The organism is Sulfitobacter sp. PM12 (assembly GCF_045586035.1).
GTDB lineage: Bacteria > Pseudomonadota > Alphaproteobacteria > Rhodobacterales > Rhodobacteraceae > Sulfitobacter > Sulfitobacter pontiacus.
Genome location: NZ_CP151529.1, coordinates 2,793,352 through 2,808,914, shown reverse-complemented (window position 1 = coordinate 2,808,914; position 15,563 = coordinate 2,793,352). Strand labels below are relative to the sequence as shown.

The window sequence follows — 15,563 nt, the reverse complement described above, 5'->3', positions numbered from 1 at the left end:
TGTAGTGATTGTGAGGCAACAAGACGTTAGGGGCACCGTGACCAATACCGACTGGAATGCCGTAAACATCGTGAACCCGCAGGGGCAGGGGGGCTGGCTGTTGGTGTGTGAACACGCCTCGCGCCGGATACCCGATGCGCTGGACGGGTTGGGGCTGTCCCCTGCGGCAAGCTGTTCGCACGCCGCCTGGGACATCGGCGCGCTGGATGTGGCGCACGCGCTGTCAGATGCTCTGGACGCGCCTTTGGTGGCCGGTGACATCTCCCGTCTGGTCTATGATTGCAACCGCCCGCTTGAGGCCCCGGACTGTATTCCGGCGCGCAGCGAGATCTATGACATCCCCGGAAATGCCGCTTTGGAGGATGCCGGACGGCAGCAGCGTTTTGATCAGGTGCATACGCCATTTCACGATGCGGTCGCCCGTGTTCGCGAAAGCTGGCAGCCCGCCCAAGCCGCACCGGTGCTGGTCACGATCCACAGCTTTACGCCTGTCTATAACGGGGCGACCCGCGCGGTTGAACTTGGCTTTCTCTACCACGCGCAGCCCGCCGCCGCGCAGGCATTGCTGGCGGTTGAACAGGCGCGGGGGCGTTATGCTTCGGCGCTGAACGAACCCTATGCCGCGACGGATGGCGTGACCTATACGCTTGAAGAACATGGCGAGGCGCAGGCGCTGCCCGCCGTGATGATCGAGATTCGCAATGATCTGATCGATACACCCGAAAAAGCGCAGGACATGGCGCGGCATCTGGCCGAAAGCCTGACCCAAGCCTTTCCCATCCCCGACAGCGAGGCCGCAGAATGAACGCGATGCGCAGATATATCCGGGTGGTCGACGGCTTTAACTATGGCCTTGGCCGGATCATGATGTACGGGATTTTTGTGCTCATGGGGATCCTGCTGTGGTCGTCCTATAACAAGACATTCGCCTCGCCCCAGATCTGGACGCTGGAAATGGCGCAGTTCGTGATGGTGGGCTACTACATCCTTGGCGGGCCCTATGCTTTGCAGATGGGCGCGAACGTGCGGATGGACCTGTTCTATGCCGAATTGACCCCGCGCAAGAAGGCCTGGACGGACTGTATCACCGTCTTTTTCCTGCTGATCTATCTGGTGATCCTGCTGTGGGGCGGTATCGAATCCACGATGTATTCGTTCAAATACGGGGGGGAGCGCAGCCCGACCGCGTGGCGCCCCTATATGTGGCCGGTCAAAGTGACCATGTGCATCGGCATCACCCTGATGCTGCTTCAAGCTGTCTCTGAACTGTTCAAGGACATCCTTTTCCTCAAATCGGCAGAGGAGACCCGCGATGCCCTATGAGTTGATCGCCATCCTGATGTTTTCGACCATGATGCTGATGCTGCTGACCGGACAGCGCGTGTTCGGGGCCATCGGTTTTGTCGCGGTGATTGCGGCGCTGTTTCTTTGGGGGGATCGCGGCGGCTATGACATCGGGTTCTCTGCCGCAATCAAGCTGATGCGTTGGTATCCGCTGCTGACCCTGCCGATGTTCATCTTCATGGGTTACGTGCTGTCGGAAAGTAAAATTGCCGACGATCTATATAAAATGTTTCACGTGTGGATGGGTGGTCTGCGCGGCGGGCTGGCCATCGGGACGATCGGGCTGATGGTGCTGATCTCTGCCATGAACGGGCTGTCGGTGGCGGGCATGGCGATTGGGGCCACGATTGCGCTGCCCGAGCTTTTGAAACGCAACTATGACAAGCTGATGGTGACAGGGGTCATTCAGGCGGGTTCCAGCCTTGGCATCCTTGTGCCGCCGTCGGTCGTGCTGGTGCTCTATGCCATGATCGCGCGGCAACCAGTGGGGCAGCTGTGGCTGGCTGGCGCGATCCCGGGGCTGATGATGGCCACAATGTTCATCATCTATATCGCCATCCGCTGCCGCCTGAACCCCGATCTGGGCCCCGCCCTTTCCGCCGAGGAACGCGATGTGGGCTGGCCCGAAAAGCTGCGCTTGCTGCGCGCGGGGATGCTGCCGGTTGTGATCTTTGCCGTGATGATGGTGCCCTTTGTGAACGGCTGGACCTCGCTTGTCGAAAGCTCTGCCATTGGTGCGATTGCGGCCTTTCTGGCTGCGGTGCTCAAGGGGCGGATGACGCGGGCGGTGTTCGAGACTTCGGTGCGCCAGACCCTTGCGATCACGTGCATGTTCATGTGGATCATCCTCGCCGCGCTGGCCTTTGGTGCGGTGTTCGACGGGCTTGGGGCGGTCAAGGCGATTGAAAACCTGTTTACCGAACAATGGGGTCTGAACCCTTGGGTGATCCTGATCCTGATGCAGCTGTCGTTTCTGGTCATGGGGACGTTTCTGGACGACACGGCGATGCTGGTCATCGTGGCTCCGCTTTACGTGCCGCTGGTGGGTGCGCTCGGGTTCGATCTGGTGTGGTATGGTGTGCTTTATACGATCACCTGCCAGATCGCCTATATGACGCCGCCCTTTGGCTATAACCTGTTCCTGATGCGCGCCATGGCCCCGCCAGAGATCACGATCCGCGATATCTACCGGTCGATCATCCCCTTTGTCGGGGTCATGGTGCTGGCGCTCGCGGTGGTCATGATCTTCCCGCAGATCGCGCTTTGGCTGCCGGACTATGTCTATGGAAAATAAGCATTAACAACCAAGCGGTCAGAGCAACTGGCCCTTTTCATCCCAACCCCAACAAGGAGTATGAGACATGACAACAAGACGTAAGTTCCTGAAAGGTGCCGCCGTTGCCGGTCCGGCAACCCTTGCCGCACCATCGATCCTGCACGCCCAAGAGCCGATCCGCTGGCGTTTCCAGACCTATGCGGGGTCTGCACTAGGCGAAGAGGTGACGAAACCGGCCATCGACGCAATCAACGCCGCTGCCCAAGGTGAGCTGGAAATCGAGCTTTTCTATGCCGACCAGATCGTCCCCACAGGCGAGCTTTTCCAAGCACTTCAACGTGGCACCATCGACGGCGTGCACTCGGATGATGACTCCATGGCGTCGCCCACGCCTGTCCGGTCCTTCGGCGGGTATTTCCCGCTGGCGACGAAACACGCGCTCGACGTGCCGGTGCTGTTTAACCAATACGGTCTGGCCGACATCTGGCGCGAGGAATACGCCAAGGTTGGCGTGCATTGGCTGTCTGCGGCGGGGCAAGACCCGTGTAACTTCAACACCGTCAAACCGATCAAATCGCTGGCAGACATGGACGGGCTGAAGCTGTATACCTTCCCGACGGCGGGTCGCTTCCTGTCGCAATTCGGCGTCGTGCCGGTCAACATCCCCTACGAGGACGCCGAAGTCGCGGTGCAGACCGGCGAGCTGGACGGTATGGCGTGGTCGGGCATCACCGAAGACTACACCGTCGGCTGGGCCGATGTGACCAACTACTTCTGCACCAACAACATCTCGGGGGCGTGGATCGGGTCGTTCTTCGTCAACGCAGAGAAATGGGCAGAGCTGCCGGACCACCTCAAGCAGATCGTGAACTCCGCAATCGAGGCGAGCCACACCTACCGCAACCAATGGTACTGGGGCGGCGAGGCGCGCCTGCGTGCATCGGGCGAGAAGCTGGAGCTGACATCCGTACCGCAGGATGAATGGAAAGTGGTCGAGGAAGCGGCAGTGAAATTCTGGGACGAGATGGCGGAAGAAGGCGAAACCGCCGCCAAGATCGTGCAGATTTTCCGCGACTATAACAACGTCATCTCGAAAGCGGGCCCGCCCTATACTTTCGGCTGATCCGGCTTTGACATCATGACCATCGGGGCGGCGCATCTGTGCCGCCCCCTCACATCAAAAGGGACGTTTGCAGATGGGCAACCTTACTTTCGACACGCTCAAGGACCTGGCCGCCAAAGGCGAGGTGGACACGGTGCTCGTGGCACTGGTGGACATGCAGGGCCGCCTGATGGGCAAGCGTTTTCACGTCACGAATTTCATCGATCATTCCCATGCGGAGACGCATTGCTGCAACTATCTGCTGGCAACCGATCTGGTGATGTCCACGCCCGAGGGCTTTGCCTCGACCAGCTGGGAAACCGGCTATGGCGACTATGTGCTGCGCCCCGATCTCTCGACCATGCGTCATGTGCCGTGGCTGGATAAAACCGTGCTGGTGCTTGGCGATGTGCTGGATCACCACACCCACGAACCTGTCTCCCATTCGCCGCGCGCCATGCTGAAAAAGCAGATCGCCCGTCTGGATGCGCTTGGTTTTGATGCGATGATGGCGACCGAGCTTGAGTTCTTTCTGTTCGAGGGCGACTATCGCACCCTGCAGAAAGAAAAATACGCCAACCTCGTGCCCCTGAACGGCCACAACGAAGACTACTGCCTGTTCCAGACCACGAAAGAGGAAAGCTTCCTGCAACCGCTGCGCAACCATCTGGTGGGTGCGGGGATCCCGGTCGAATGCACCAAGGGTGAGGCCGAGGTCGGCCAGCAAGAGCTTAACATCCGCTATGCCGATGCGCTGGCCTGTGCCGATCACCACACGATTTCGAAACAAGCGGTGAAAGAGATCGCCTATCAGCAGGGGTTCTCGGCCTCCTTCCTGCCCAAGTGGTCGGCGGATAAGGTGGGGTCGTCCAGCCACGTGCATATGTCGCTGTGGAAAGACGGCACGCCCGCGTTCTATGACAAGGACGCCAAGCTGGGCATGTCGCAGATGATGCAGCATTTCATGGCCGGTCTGATCGCCTATGCCCCTGATATCACTTATTTCTTCGCGCCCTATATCAACAGCTACAAACGCTTTGCCAAAGGCACCTTTGCGCCTACGAAAACCGTCTGGTCTGTCGATAACCGCACCGCGGGCTTCCGGCTGTGTGGCGATGGCACCAAGGGTATTCGCGTTGAATGTCGCATCGGCGGGTCTGACCTGAACCCCTATCTGGCGCAGGCTGTGTTGCTGGCGGCAGGGCTGAAGGGGATCGAGGAAAAGCTGCCTTTGCAAGAGCCGACGATGGGCGATGTCTACGAAGACGCCAACGTCACCGAAATCCCCCGCACCCTGCGTGCCGCGACCCAAACGCTGCGCAACTCTGCCATGCTGCGCGAGGCCCTTGGCGACGACGTGGTTGACCACTACACCCGCGCAGCCGAATGGGAGCAGGAGGAATACGACAAGGTCGTGACCGACTGGGAAATCAACCGCGGATTTGAGCGAGCATAAACCATGACAAACACTTTGAAATGTATCTCACCGATTGACGGATCGGTTTACCTTGAACGCCCTGTCCTGTCGCTGGAGGCGGCACGCGATGTCTGCGCCCGCGCCAAGGCAGCACAAGGCGCATGGGCCGCGCGCCCCTTGGCCGAACGTGTCCAACTGGTGCGCGATGCCATTGCCGAGGTGGGCAAAACCACCGATCGTATGGCACAGGAACTGGCACATCAGATGGGCCGTCCCGTGCGCTATGGCGGCGAGTTTGGCGGCTTTGCCGAGCGCGGCAACTATATGGCAGATATCGCCGAAAAGGCGCTGGCCCCGACGATTGTCGAAGACAGCGACAAGGCCAGCCGCAAGATCTCCCGCGAGGCGCGCGGCGTTGTACTGGTCGTGGCCCCGTGGAACTACCCCTATATGACGGCGATCAACACGGTCGCGCCAGCGCTGATCGCGGGCAATACCGTTGTGCTGAAACACGCCACCCAAACCCTGCAAGTGGGTGAACGTCTGGCCGAAGCTTTCCACGCCGCAGGTATCCCCGACGATGTCTTCCAGAACGTCTTTCTTGATCACGACACCACCTCGGCGCTGATCGCTGAACGGCAGTTCGGCTTCGTGAACTTCACCGGATCGGTCGGGGGTGGCAAGGCGATGGAGATTGCAGCCGCAGGCACCTTCACCCCCGTCGCGACCGAACTGGGGGGTAAAGACCCCGGCTATGTGCGCGCCGACGCGGATGTTGACGCCGCCGTTGACGGGCTGATGGATGGGGCGATGTTCAACGCGGGGCAGTGCTGCTGCGGGATCGAACGGATTTATGTGCACGAAAGCCTGTATGATGCCTTTGTCGAAAAGGCCGTGGCTTGGGTCAATGCGCTCAAGCTTGGCAACCCGCTTGAGGCGGATACCGATATCGGCCCCATGGCAAACGTCCGTTTCGCCGCCGAGGTTCGCGCCCAGATATCCGAGGCCGTCGCCGCCGGTGCCACCGCGCTGATCGATACCTTTGAGGCGGATGACGGCGGCGCGTATCTCACGCCGCAGATCCTGACCAACGTCACCCACGACATGCGCGTGATGCGCGACGAAAGCTTTGGCCCCGTCGTGGGCATCATGCCTGTCAAGGACGACGCGGAAGCAATTGCGCTGATGAACGACTGCCAGTTCGGCCTGACCGCCGCGATCTTTACCAAGGATGCGGATGCCGCCGATGCCATCGGCGCGCAGCTGGAAACCGGCACCGTGTTCATGAACCGCTGCGATTACCTTGATCCGGCCCTGTGCTGGACCGGCTGCAAGGACACAGGGCAGGGCGCGGGCCTGTCCGAGCTTGGCTATCAGGCGCTGACGCGCCCCAAATCTTACCACCTGAAAAAGGCTTGATCCTTATGGCACTGCAAAACAACTGGTCCTACCCCACCGCCATCCGCTTTGGCGCGGGCCGTATTTCTGAAATCGGAGAGGCCTGCGTGGCCACGGGGATGAAAAACCCCTTGCTGGTGACGGACAAGGGTCTTGCCTCGATGGAGATCACGACCCGCACGCTGGACCTGCTGGACGGCGCAGGCTTTGGCCGCGCGATGTTCTCGGAAGTGGACGCGAACCCGACCGAGCTGAACCTCGAGGCGGGGCTGAAGGTCTACCGCGAGGGCGGGCATGACGGTGTGATCGCCTTTGGCGGTGGCTCTGGTCTTGATCTGGGCAAGATGGTCGCCTTCATGGCGGGGCAGTCGCGGCCTGTGTGGGATTACGAGGATGTGGGCGATTGGTGGACCCGCGCCGATGCCGATGCCATCGCGCCGATCATCGCCGTGCCCACAACCGCCGGTACAGGGTCCGAAGTGGGGCGCGCGTCGGTGCTGACCAACTCTGAAACCCATGTGAAAAAGATCATTTTCCACCCCAAAGTGCTGCCCAGCATCGTGATCTGCGACCCCGAACTGACGGTAGGGATGCCCAAACATATCACCGCAGGCACCGGCCTTGATGCCTTTGCCCACTGCGTCGAGGCGTTCAGCAGCCCGCATTACCACCCCATGTCGCAAGGTATCGCGCTGGAGGGCATGCGGTTGGTTATCGACTATCTGCCGCGCGCCTATGCAGACGGCAACGACATCGAAGCGCGCGCGCAGCTGATGTCGGCGGCGGCAATGGGGGCGACGGCGTTCCAGAAGGGGCTGGGCGCGATCCACGCCATGAGCCACCCGATCGGCGCGGTGTTTAACACGCACCACGGCACCACCAACGCGGTCTGCATGCCCGCGGTGCTGGACCTGAACGAGCCTGAAATCCGCGAACGCTTTGACCGCGCGGCAGGGTATCTGGGGATCAACGGCGGCTATGACGGCTTCCGTGCCTTCGTGCAGGAGTTCAACGACAGCTTCGGTATCCCGCGCAAACTGTCGGACATGGGCGTGAGCGCAGACCGGATCGACGATCTGGTCGCGATGGCGCTTGAAGATCCGTCTTGCGGTGGCAACCCCGTGACATTGACCACCGAAAACCTGCGCAAGCTGTTCGAGGCGACAATCTAAACTTCCGCAGAGGGCCCAAAAGAAAACCACCCCCGACGGTCTGCGTCGGAGGTGGTCTGCCGCACCGGGGGGACGGGCGGTGGGGCCCGCCGCGTTGGGGAACGCGGTCGGGCAAATCCAGCAGGGAACGAGGTAAGCCCGCTGGAAGACGCTTACGCTTTTTGATCGGCCAATGTGCCGATGGTGACCGTCCGCGTGACCTCTTTGCCCTTGTGCAGGACCATGACCTCGGCTTTGGCTTCCGGATCGGTTTCGGCCACAGCGCGGGTCAGATCGCGCAGTTCCTTGATCTCTGTGTCGTTGAACGACAGGATGATATCACCTTTCTCAAGACCCGCTTTCTTGGCCGGGCTGTCATCGCCGATGGCTTCGATCACCGCCCCTTTCGGCGCGTCCAGCCCCAGCACTTGCGCGACCTCTGCCGTCATCGGACGGATTTGTACGCCAAGCCAGCCGCGGGTGATTTCCCCGTCGTCGGACAGGTCGGCCACGATGTCCTGCACCAGATCGGATGGTACGGAAAAGCCGATCCCGACAGAGCCGCCATCAGGCGACAGGATCGCGGTGTTCACGCCAATCACTTCGCCCGCGTTATTGAACAGCGGCCCGCCAGAGTTGCCACGGTTGATCGCCGCATCGGTCTGGATAAAGTCATCATAGGGGCCCGCGTTGATATTGCGCGACTTGGCCGAGATGATGCCGGTGGTGACCGTGCCACCCAGACCAAACGGGTTGCCCATGGCGACCACCTCGTCGCCGACGCGCATGTCATCGGAAGACCCGAATTTCACCGCTGGAAGGTCCACATCCGCTTCGACCTTGAGAACGGCAATATCTGTCAGCACATCGCTGCCGACCACCTTGGCGTCAAAGCTGCGGCCATCGGCTAGCTTGACCTTGACCGTGTCGGCACCGGTGACAACGTGGTTATTCGTTACGATCATTCCGTCTTTGGACACGATAAAGCCCGACCCAAGCCCGTGCATCGGCTGTGCGCCAGCCGGTCCTTGTGGCATCAGTTGTTCAAAACGTTTGCGCAGCTCCTCTGGCATGCCTTCGGGCAGTTGCACCTGCGCGCTGGCCTGCTCTGCCGTGCCGGTTACCTCGATGAAGACAACAGCGGGTGAGATTTGTTCGACCAGATCGGCATAGCCGCCAGCGGGGACCGCCAGAGCCGCCGACGGGGCAAGCGTCATGGCCGAGGTAGAGGCAAGGGCCGCTGCGAGCACAAAGGGTGCGGCGCGGCGGGGGGAGGAGAAAAGAGATGTCATGCGTGGTTCCTTCGTCTTCAGGGATGACACCCAAATGGCAGCCCATTCTAACAGCGGGTTTTTGCGGGCTATACAAATGTGTAAACTTGTCTCTCGCAGGTGGCAGCACGCCCTATATCAGGTATCGAAGGATCAAAGCCTCAATGGACCATTGTATATGAAACTGCTTGTCGTCGAAGATGATGCCACCACCGGAACCTATATCGCGCGGGGGTTGCGCGAAGAAGGGCATACCGTTGATCTTGTCGCCGAAGGGCGCGAGGGGCTGATACAGGCGACCTCGGGCGCTTACGACGTGCTGATCGTCGACCGGATGCTGCCAGAGATCGACGGGCTGACGCTGGTCAAGACCTTGCGTGGCGCGGGTAACCTGACGCCGGTGCTGTTTCTGACCGCCATGGGCAGCGTCGATGACCGTATCAGCGGGTTGAACGCAGGCGGAGACGACTATCTGGTCAAGCCCTTCGCCTTTGGCGAGCTTTCGGCGCGTGTCACCGCTCTTGCGCGCCGTCCGCAGGCGATGGAGCAGGAAACCGTGCTGCGTGCAGGCGATCTTGAAATGCAACTGATCACCCGCAAGGTGACCCGCGCCGGACAGGAGATCGACCTGCTGCCTCGTGAATTTGCCCTGCTGGAACATCTGCTGCGTCGCAAGGGCAGGGTGCAGACCCGGACCATGCTGCTCGAGGCGGTCTGGGACATCAGCTTTGACCCGATGACCAACGTTGTCGAAACCCACATCAGCCGTTTGCGGGCCAAGGTCGACAAACCTTTTGACCGCGAGCTGATCCAGACCGTGCGCGGTGCCGGCTACCGGATCGACGGATGACCGCGCGGCTGGCGCAGCTTTGGCGGTCCATGCCGGTGCGGTTGGCGCTGCTGCTGGTCTTGCTGTTCTCGACCGTCAGTCTGATGGGGTTGGCGGCCAGCTATGCGGTGACGCAGAATTCGTTTGAAACCGCGATCCGTGCGGATCTTGAGCAGGATATCGCGGGCTTTCGCGCGGCCCCCAATGCCCGCGCCGTGGCCCTGCTAGTGGACGCTGAATCGCGCGACGCCGATCCCAGCCGCGTTGTGCTTAGCTATATCACCCCGTCGGGGCGCATCTATGGCAACGGGGCCATCGCGCGGGATGACGAAGGCTATCATATCGTGTCGCTGGCCGAGGGACGGGCCGAATATGACGGGGTCTACCTGTCGCTGACAACGCCGCTTTATGGCGGGCAGTTGACCGTCGCCCGTAGCCGCGCACAGATCGAAGGGCTGCGCACGGTGTTCCTGAACATCCTGCTGATCAGCCTGCTGCCAACGGTGCTGGTCGCCTTGTCGGGCGGGCTTTATCTGGCGCGGCGCAGCAAGCGGCATGTGGATGTCATCGGGCGCACGCTGGATGACCTGACGACCGGCGATCTTGCCGCGCGGGTGACCGTGTCGCCGGGGTGGGCGGATGATCTGCAACGTATCGGCAGTAAGGTGAACCAGATGGCAGGCGCACAAGAGGCGCAGACCCAGATGCTGCGGCAGGTATCGTCGGACATTGCCCATGACCTCAAGACACCGATCCAGCGCGTCGCGGTGCATCTGGACGATCTGGCGCGCAGCCTGCCCGAAGACACGGACGAAGGCATCTTGCTGGCCAAGGCGCAAGAGGAGGTCGCGGGCATCGCTTCGGTCTTTCAATCGCTGCTACAGATCGCTTCGGTCGAAGCAGGGTCGCCCAAGACGCATTTCGCGTCTGTCGATCTGAACCAGCTTTGCGAGACCCTCACCGAAGTGTACGAGCCCGCCGCCGCGGCCAAGCAGCAGCGGTTGCACAGCGTCGTGCCCGACGCGCAAATCACCGTCTCGGGCGATAAGAACCTGTTGGGGCAGATGATGTCGAACCTGCTGGAAAATGCCATGCGCCACACGCCCGAGGGCAGCGAGATCACCCTGACGCTTTCCCGCACGCAGGGGCGGCCTGTGATCGAGGTGGCCGACAATGGCCCCGGCATCCCCGAAGACGCGCGCGACAAAGTGCTGCGCCGCTTGTATCGATTGGATGCCAGCCGCCACACGCCGGGCAACGGGCTGGGGCTCAGCCTTGTGGAGGGGGTGGTAAAGCTGCACGGCGGGCAGATCGCGCTGCTGGACAACGCGCCGGGGCTTCTTGTGCGCATCACCCTATAGCACGCCCGTCTTCTGCGGCGATTTGAGCATGTGACTTATGGGGGGTGCAGCGCTATCTAGGGTGTAAGGGCCGAAACCCGTTGTTTTTGGCCATTCACTACGAGGTACGACATGCTTGATGGGTTTTCCGCCGAGGTTCTGGCACGGGTCCAATTCGCCTTTACCGTTTCGTTTCACATTATTTTTCCGGCGTTCTCGATCGGGTTGGCCAGCTTTCTGGCTGTGGTGAATGCGCTTTGGCTTTGGACCAAGGACGAAACCTACAGGGTGCTTTTCGACTACTGGAAAAAGATATTTGCCGTGGCCTTTGGCATGGGCGTCGTGTCGGGCATTGTGATGTCCTATCAATTCGGGACCAACTGGTCGGTGTTCTCTGACAAGGCGGGGCCGGTGGTCGGGCCGCTGATGGCCTATGAGGTGCTGTCGGCCTTCTTCCTCGAGGCCGGCTTTCTGGGCATCATGCTGTTTGGTCTGAAACGGGTCGGGCCGGGGCTGCATATGTTTGCCACAGCGATGGTGGCCTTTGGCACATTGCTTTCCGCCACTTGGATCCTGTCGGTGAACAGCTGGATGCAGACCCCTGCGGGCTATGGCTTTAACGATGTGGGGCAGTTTATTCCGCTGGATTGGTGGAAGATCGTCTTCAACCCGTCGTTCCCCTACCGTTTGCTGCATATGGTGCTGGCGGCTTATCTGACGACGGCGCTGGTTGTGGGCGCTGTGGGTGCGTGGCATTTGCTGAAGGACAATCAGGGCCCTGCGTCGCGGCGCATGTTCTCTATGGCGATGTGGATGCTGCTGCTGGTCACCCCCTTGCAGATCGCGGCAGGGGATTTCCACGGCATCAACACGCTAGAGCATCAGCCCGCCAAGGTCATGGCGATGGAGGGGCATTTCGACAGCCACCCCGACGGCGCGCCGCTGATCCTGTTCGGCATCCCCAATCAGGCAGAAAAACGGGTCGATTACGCCGTCGAGGTGCCGAAACTGTCGTCGCTGATCCTCAAACATGACCTGAACGCGCCGCTGGACGGGCTGGACACGATCCCTGACGAGGACGAGCCGCCGGTTGCCATCGTCTTTTTCTCGTTCCGTGTGATGGTGGGGCTTGGTTTTGCCATGCTGGGCTTTGGCCTTTGGGGTGGGATCGCGCGCTGGCGCGGGACGCTACACAGCTCGCGCTGGTTGCATCGGGCGGCGATCGTCATGGGGCCGATGGGCTTTGTCGCCGTGTTGGCCGGTTGGATCACGACCGAAGTCGGGCGTCAGCCCTTTACCGTCTACGGGCTGCTGCGCACCAGTGACAGCCTTGCGCCGGTCAGCGCGCCTGCGGTTGGCGCATCGTTGATCTCTTTCATCGTGGTCTATTTCTTCGTCTTCGGGGCGGGGGTGTTCTATATCCTCGGACTGATGCGCAAACGCCCCCATGTGGGCGCGCAGGAAGAGCTCACCGACGGGCCGGTGCGGGCGGCGGGGACGACTCCGGTGGCGCAGGACAAGACCCAAGACATAGCAGCGTCAGAGTAGGAGACAGCAGATGTTTGGATTAGAGCTTTCGTTTATCTGGGCCGGCATCATCGCGCTTGCGGTGCTGATCTATGTCATTCTCGACGGATTCGACCTTGGGGTCGGGCTGTTGTTCCCGTTGTCCAAGGACGAGGGCGAACGTGATGTGATGATGAACTCTGTCGCGCCGATCTGGGACGGCAATGAAACTTGGCTGGTTCTGGGTGGCGGCGGTTTGTTCGCCGTCTTCCCGCTGGCCTATGCCACGGTGATGCCCGCGCTTTACATGCCGATCATCCTGATGCTGCTGGGGTTGGTCTTTCGCGGCGTCGCTTTCGAATACCGCTGGCGCACGGTGCGGGGCAAACATCTGTGGGATATCTCGTTCTTCGGGGGCTCGCTGGTGGCCTCCATGTGTCAGGGGATCGCGCTTGGCGCGCTGGTGCAGGGGATCGAGATCGAGAACCGCGCCTATGCCGGCGGCTGGTGGGACTGGCTGACGCCATTCTCTGTCCTGACCGGTTTCGCGGTGACCGTCGGCTATGCGATGCTGGGCGCGACCTGGCTGAACATGAAGCTCGAGGGGCGTATTCAGGCGCATATGCGGCGGCTGGCCTGGCCCTTTGCCATTGCGACACTGGTGTTCATGGGGCTCGTCAGCCTTTGGACGCCCTTCCTGAACGACGCTTTCTTTGGCCGCTGGTTCGCCTTTCCGACCGCGATTTTCAGCTTTCTGGTGCCTGCCTTGGTGGCCGCGGCCGTCTATGGGCTGTTCCACGGGCTGCAACGCCACTGGGACGTGACGCCGTTCCTCTGCGCGCTGGCGCTGTTCGTGCTGGGTTTTATCGGGATCGGGATCAGTTTCTACCCCTATATCGTGCCCTCGTCGTTGACCATCGTCGAGGCCGCGGCACCAGACAGCAGTCTCAAGTTCGCCTTGGTCGGCACCTTGGTCCTGCTGCCGATGATCCTGTCTTACACGATCTATACCTACTGGGTGTTCCGCGGGAAGATCGACCCCGAAGAGGGTTACCACTGATGCGACGCAACTGGATGACACGCACCGGGTGGTTTGTCCTGATCTGGGTGCTGAGCGTCGCAGCGCTTGGGTTGGTGGCCTATGGGATCCGATTGATGATCATGCCCTGAGGGGGAGCATGGCGGGGCCAGGCATCTGCCGTTGGGTAATTTCACAAGGGCCGGGGCAAGGGGGTTGCAAAGCCGCCAATGCTCTGGCCCTTTTGCGTGAAATAGCAAAAGGATCCCCCGATGCGCGCCATGCAAGTCACCGCCTATGACCAGCCCCTGTCCGAACAAGAGCTGGAAATGCCCGTCCCCGCCGCTGGCGAAGTGTTGATCAAGGTCGATGCCTGCGGGTTGAACTTTGGTGACCTGCTGATGATCAAGGGCACCTATCAGCAAAAGCCGGATCTGCCCTTTACGCTGGGGATGGAGCTTTCGGGCAGCGTCGCCGCCGTGGGGGAGGGCGTGACCGATCTGGCCGTTGGTCAACGTATCGCAGCCTATAGCGGCCTGCTGGGGCTGGCCGAATATGCCGCCATTCCCGCCAATGTCTGCGTGCCGATCCCCGACGATATGCCGGCCGAGGATGCCGCGGCCTTTCTTGTGGCCTATGGCACCAGCCATGTGGCGCTGGACTACAAGGCGCGGCTGCAACCGGGGGAACGTCTGCTGGTGCTGGGGGCATCAGGCGGGGTCGGGCTGACCGCGGTGGAGTTGGGCAAGCTCATGGGGGCAGAGGTCATCGCCTGCGCCCGTGGTGCGGCCAAGCTGGAGATTTGCCGCGCTGCCGGGGCCGACCATCTGATCGATTCAGAAACCGATGACATCCGCGAGGTGGTGAAATCCTTGGGCGGGGCAGATGTGGTCTATGACCCGATCGGCGGCGACCAGTTCAAGGCGGCGCTGCGGGCCTGCAACCCCGAGGCCCGTATCCTGCCGCTTGGGTTTGCCTCGGGCGAGGTGCCGCAGATCCCTGCCAATATCCTGCTGGTCAAGAACATCGACGTGCTGGGTTTTTTCTGGGGCGGCTACAAGAATTTCAAACCGCAGGTGCTGACAGACAGCTTCAAGGTGCTGATTGACTGGTATAGCGCCGGCAAGCTGAAACCCCATGTAAGCCACGTGCTGCCGCTGGATCAAGCGAACGAAGCGCTGGATCTTCTGCGCACGCGCAAGGCGACGGGCAAGGTCATCGTACGGGTCAGCTAGGTTCTGCGATTTATTGGCGATGTGGCGACTGTTGATATCTTTTGCGGCCCTATCGCAAAAGCCGGACCCGCGCGTTTGACCTTGGCGTTGCCAATTGATGTGCGCTAGGTTGTCGCAAAGCCATCAACGGAGAGCCCCCATGAAAATGTCAGAGACCCGCCAGATCGCAGCCAGCCCGGCAGAGGTATATGCCGCGCTGCTGGACCCTGACATGCTGATCAAATGCGTCCCCGGCGCGACCGAGGTGACCGGTTCGCCGCAAGAAGGGTTCGAGGCGACCGTGGTGCAGAAGGTCGGCCCCGTCAAAGCCACGTTCAAGGGGCAGGTCACCATGACCGATATGGTGCCCGACCAGTCGATCAAGATCAGCGGCGAAGGCAAAGGCGGTGCCGCGGGGTTTGCCAAGGGTGAGGCGGACGTGACGCTGGCTGCTGTCGATGGCGGGACCGAGCTTTCCTATGACGTCGAGGCCAAGGTCGGCGGTAAGCTTGCACAGCTTGGCAGCCGGATCATCGACGGGTTTGCCAAAAAGATGGCGGACCAGTTCTTTAACAACCTGCAAGAAACGCTTGAGGGCCCAGCCGAGGATGCGCCGGCGGAAGCGGCAGAGGCAGCGGATGCACCAGCCGAGAAAAAGGGCTGGTTCGGCCGCAGCAAAAGCTGACGGGTAGGGCCT

At 61.1% G+C, this 15,563-nt stretch carries 15 protein-coding genes; 14 read left to right on the top strand and 1 reads right to left on the bottom strand.

Features of this window, described 5'->3' with window-relative positions:
• Window positions 1-37 precede the first annotated feature (37 nt).
• The 7 genes from AADW22_RS13775 to AADW22_RS13745 all read left to right on the top strand — a co-directional run bounded on the left by AADW22_RS13775 (window position 38) and on the right by AADW22_RS13745 (window position 7,709).
• Window positions 38-805 (top strand): N-formylglutamate amidohydrolase, encoded by a 768-nt coding sequence (locus AADW22_RS13775; protein ID WP_180828068.1) that lies wholly within the window; start codon window positions 38-40, stop codon window positions 803-805.
• Window positions 802-1,323, top strand: a complete 522-nt coding sequence (locus AADW22_RS13770; protein ID WP_005849730.1) for a TRAP transporter small permease subunit — start codon at window positions 802-804, stop codon at window positions 1,321-1,323. Before AADW22_RS13775 ends, AADW22_RS13770 begins: the two co-directional genes overlap by 4 nt.
• The gene (locus tag AADW22_RS13765) at window positions 1,313-2,638 is read left to right on the top strand and encodes a TRAP transporter large permease subunit (RefSeq protein ID WP_180828066.1); all 1,326 of its coding nucleotides are present in this window, start codon (window positions 1,313-1,315) and stop codon (window positions 2,636-2,638) included. Before AADW22_RS13770 ends, AADW22_RS13765 begins: the two co-directional genes overlap by 11 nt.
• Window positions 2,639-2,705: 67 nt before the next feature.
• Window positions 2,706-3,743 carry a TRAP transporter substrate-binding protein gene (locus AADW22_RS13760; protein WP_005849726.1) on the top strand — a complete coding sequence of 346 codons (1,038 nt, stop codon included), beginning with the start codon at window positions 2,706-2,708 and terminating at the stop codon, window positions 3,741-3,743.
• 73 nt (window positions 3,744-3,816) lie between these two features.
• Window positions 3,817-5,178 (top strand): glutamine synthetase family protein, encoded by a 1,362-nt coding sequence (locus AADW22_RS13755; RefSeq protein WP_005849725.1) that lies wholly within the window; start codon window positions 3,817-3,819, stop codon window positions 5,176-5,178.
• Window positions 5,179-5,181: 3 nt separating this feature from the next.
• Window positions 5,182-6,558 (top strand): aldehyde dehydrogenase family protein, encoded by a 1,377-nt coding sequence (locus tag AADW22_RS13750; protein ID WP_407473923.1) that lies wholly within the window; start codon window positions 5,182-5,184, stop codon window positions 6,556-6,558.
• Window positions 6,559-6,563: 5 nt separating this feature from the next.
• Window positions 6,564-7,709: an iron-containing alcohol dehydrogenase gene (locus AADW22_RS13745; protein ID WP_407473922.1), complete on the top strand. Its 1,146-nt coding sequence runs from the start codon at window positions 6,564-6,566 to the stop codon at window positions 7,707-7,709.
• Between the two features lie 152 nt (window positions 7,710-7,861).
• Here AADW22_RS13745 and AADW22_RS13740 read toward each other — a convergent pair whose 3' ends face one another.
• Window positions 7,862-8,980 (bottom strand): Do family serine endopeptidase, encoded by a 1,119-nt coding sequence (locus tag AADW22_RS13740; RefSeq protein WP_005849719.1) that lies wholly within the window; start codon window positions 8,978-8,980, stop codon window positions 7,862-7,864.
• A gap of 157 nt (window positions 8,981-9,137) precedes the next feature.
• On the opposite strand from AADW22_RS13740, the gene AADW22_RS13735 reads away from it, so the two are divergent.
• The 7 genes from AADW22_RS13735 (at window position 9,138) to AADW22_RS13705 (ending at window position 15,551) form a co-directional block, all read left to right on the top strand.
• Window positions 9,138-9,809 (top strand): response regulator transcription factor, encoded by a 672-nt coding sequence (locus AADW22_RS13735; protein ID WP_005849717.1) that lies wholly within the window; start codon window positions 9,138-9,140, stop codon window positions 9,807-9,809.
• Window positions 9,806-11,149: a HAMP domain-containing sensor histidine kinase gene (locus tag AADW22_RS13730; RefSeq protein WP_037965988.1), complete on the top strand. Its 1,344-nt coding sequence runs from the start codon at window positions 9,806-9,808 to the stop codon at window positions 11,147-11,149. The genes AADW22_RS13735 and AADW22_RS13730 overlap by 4 nt, the downstream gene beginning before the upstream one ends.
• Window positions 11,150-11,260: 111 nt before the next feature.
• Window positions 11,261-12,676 (top strand): cytochrome ubiquinol oxidase subunit I, encoded by a 1,416-nt coding sequence (locus AADW22_RS13725; RefSeq protein ID WP_407473921.1) that lies wholly within the window; start codon window positions 11,261-11,263, stop codon window positions 12,674-12,676.
• Between the two features lie 10 nt (window positions 12,677-12,686).
• Window positions 12,687-13,694, top strand: coding sequence for a cytochrome d ubiquinol oxidase subunit II (cydB, locus tag AADW22_RS13720; protein WP_005849712.1), 1,008 nt, complete (start codon window positions 12,687-12,689; stop codon window positions 13,692-13,694).
• Complete coding sequence (locus AADW22_RS13715; RefSeq protein ID WP_005849709.1) at window positions 13,694-13,804, top strand: DUF2474 family protein; 111 nt, start codon at window positions 13,694-13,696, stop codon at window positions 13,802-13,804. The genes cydB and AADW22_RS13715 overlap by 1 nt, the downstream gene beginning before the upstream one ends.
• Before the next feature lie 120 nt (window positions 13,805-13,924).
• Complete coding sequence (locus AADW22_RS13710) at window positions 13,925-14,887, top strand: NADPH:quinone oxidoreductase family protein (RefSeq protein ID WP_009825263.1); 963 nt, start codon at window positions 13,925-13,927, stop codon at window positions 14,885-14,887.
• A 139-nt stretch (window positions 14,888-15,026) separates the two neighbouring features.
• The gene (locus AADW22_RS13705; protein ID WP_009825262.1) at window positions 15,027-15,551 is read left to right on the top strand and encodes a CoxG family protein; all 525 of its coding nucleotides are present in this window, start codon (window positions 15,027-15,029) and stop codon (window positions 15,549-15,551) included.
• The last annotated feature ends 12 nt before the right edge of the window (window positions 15,552-15,563 follow it).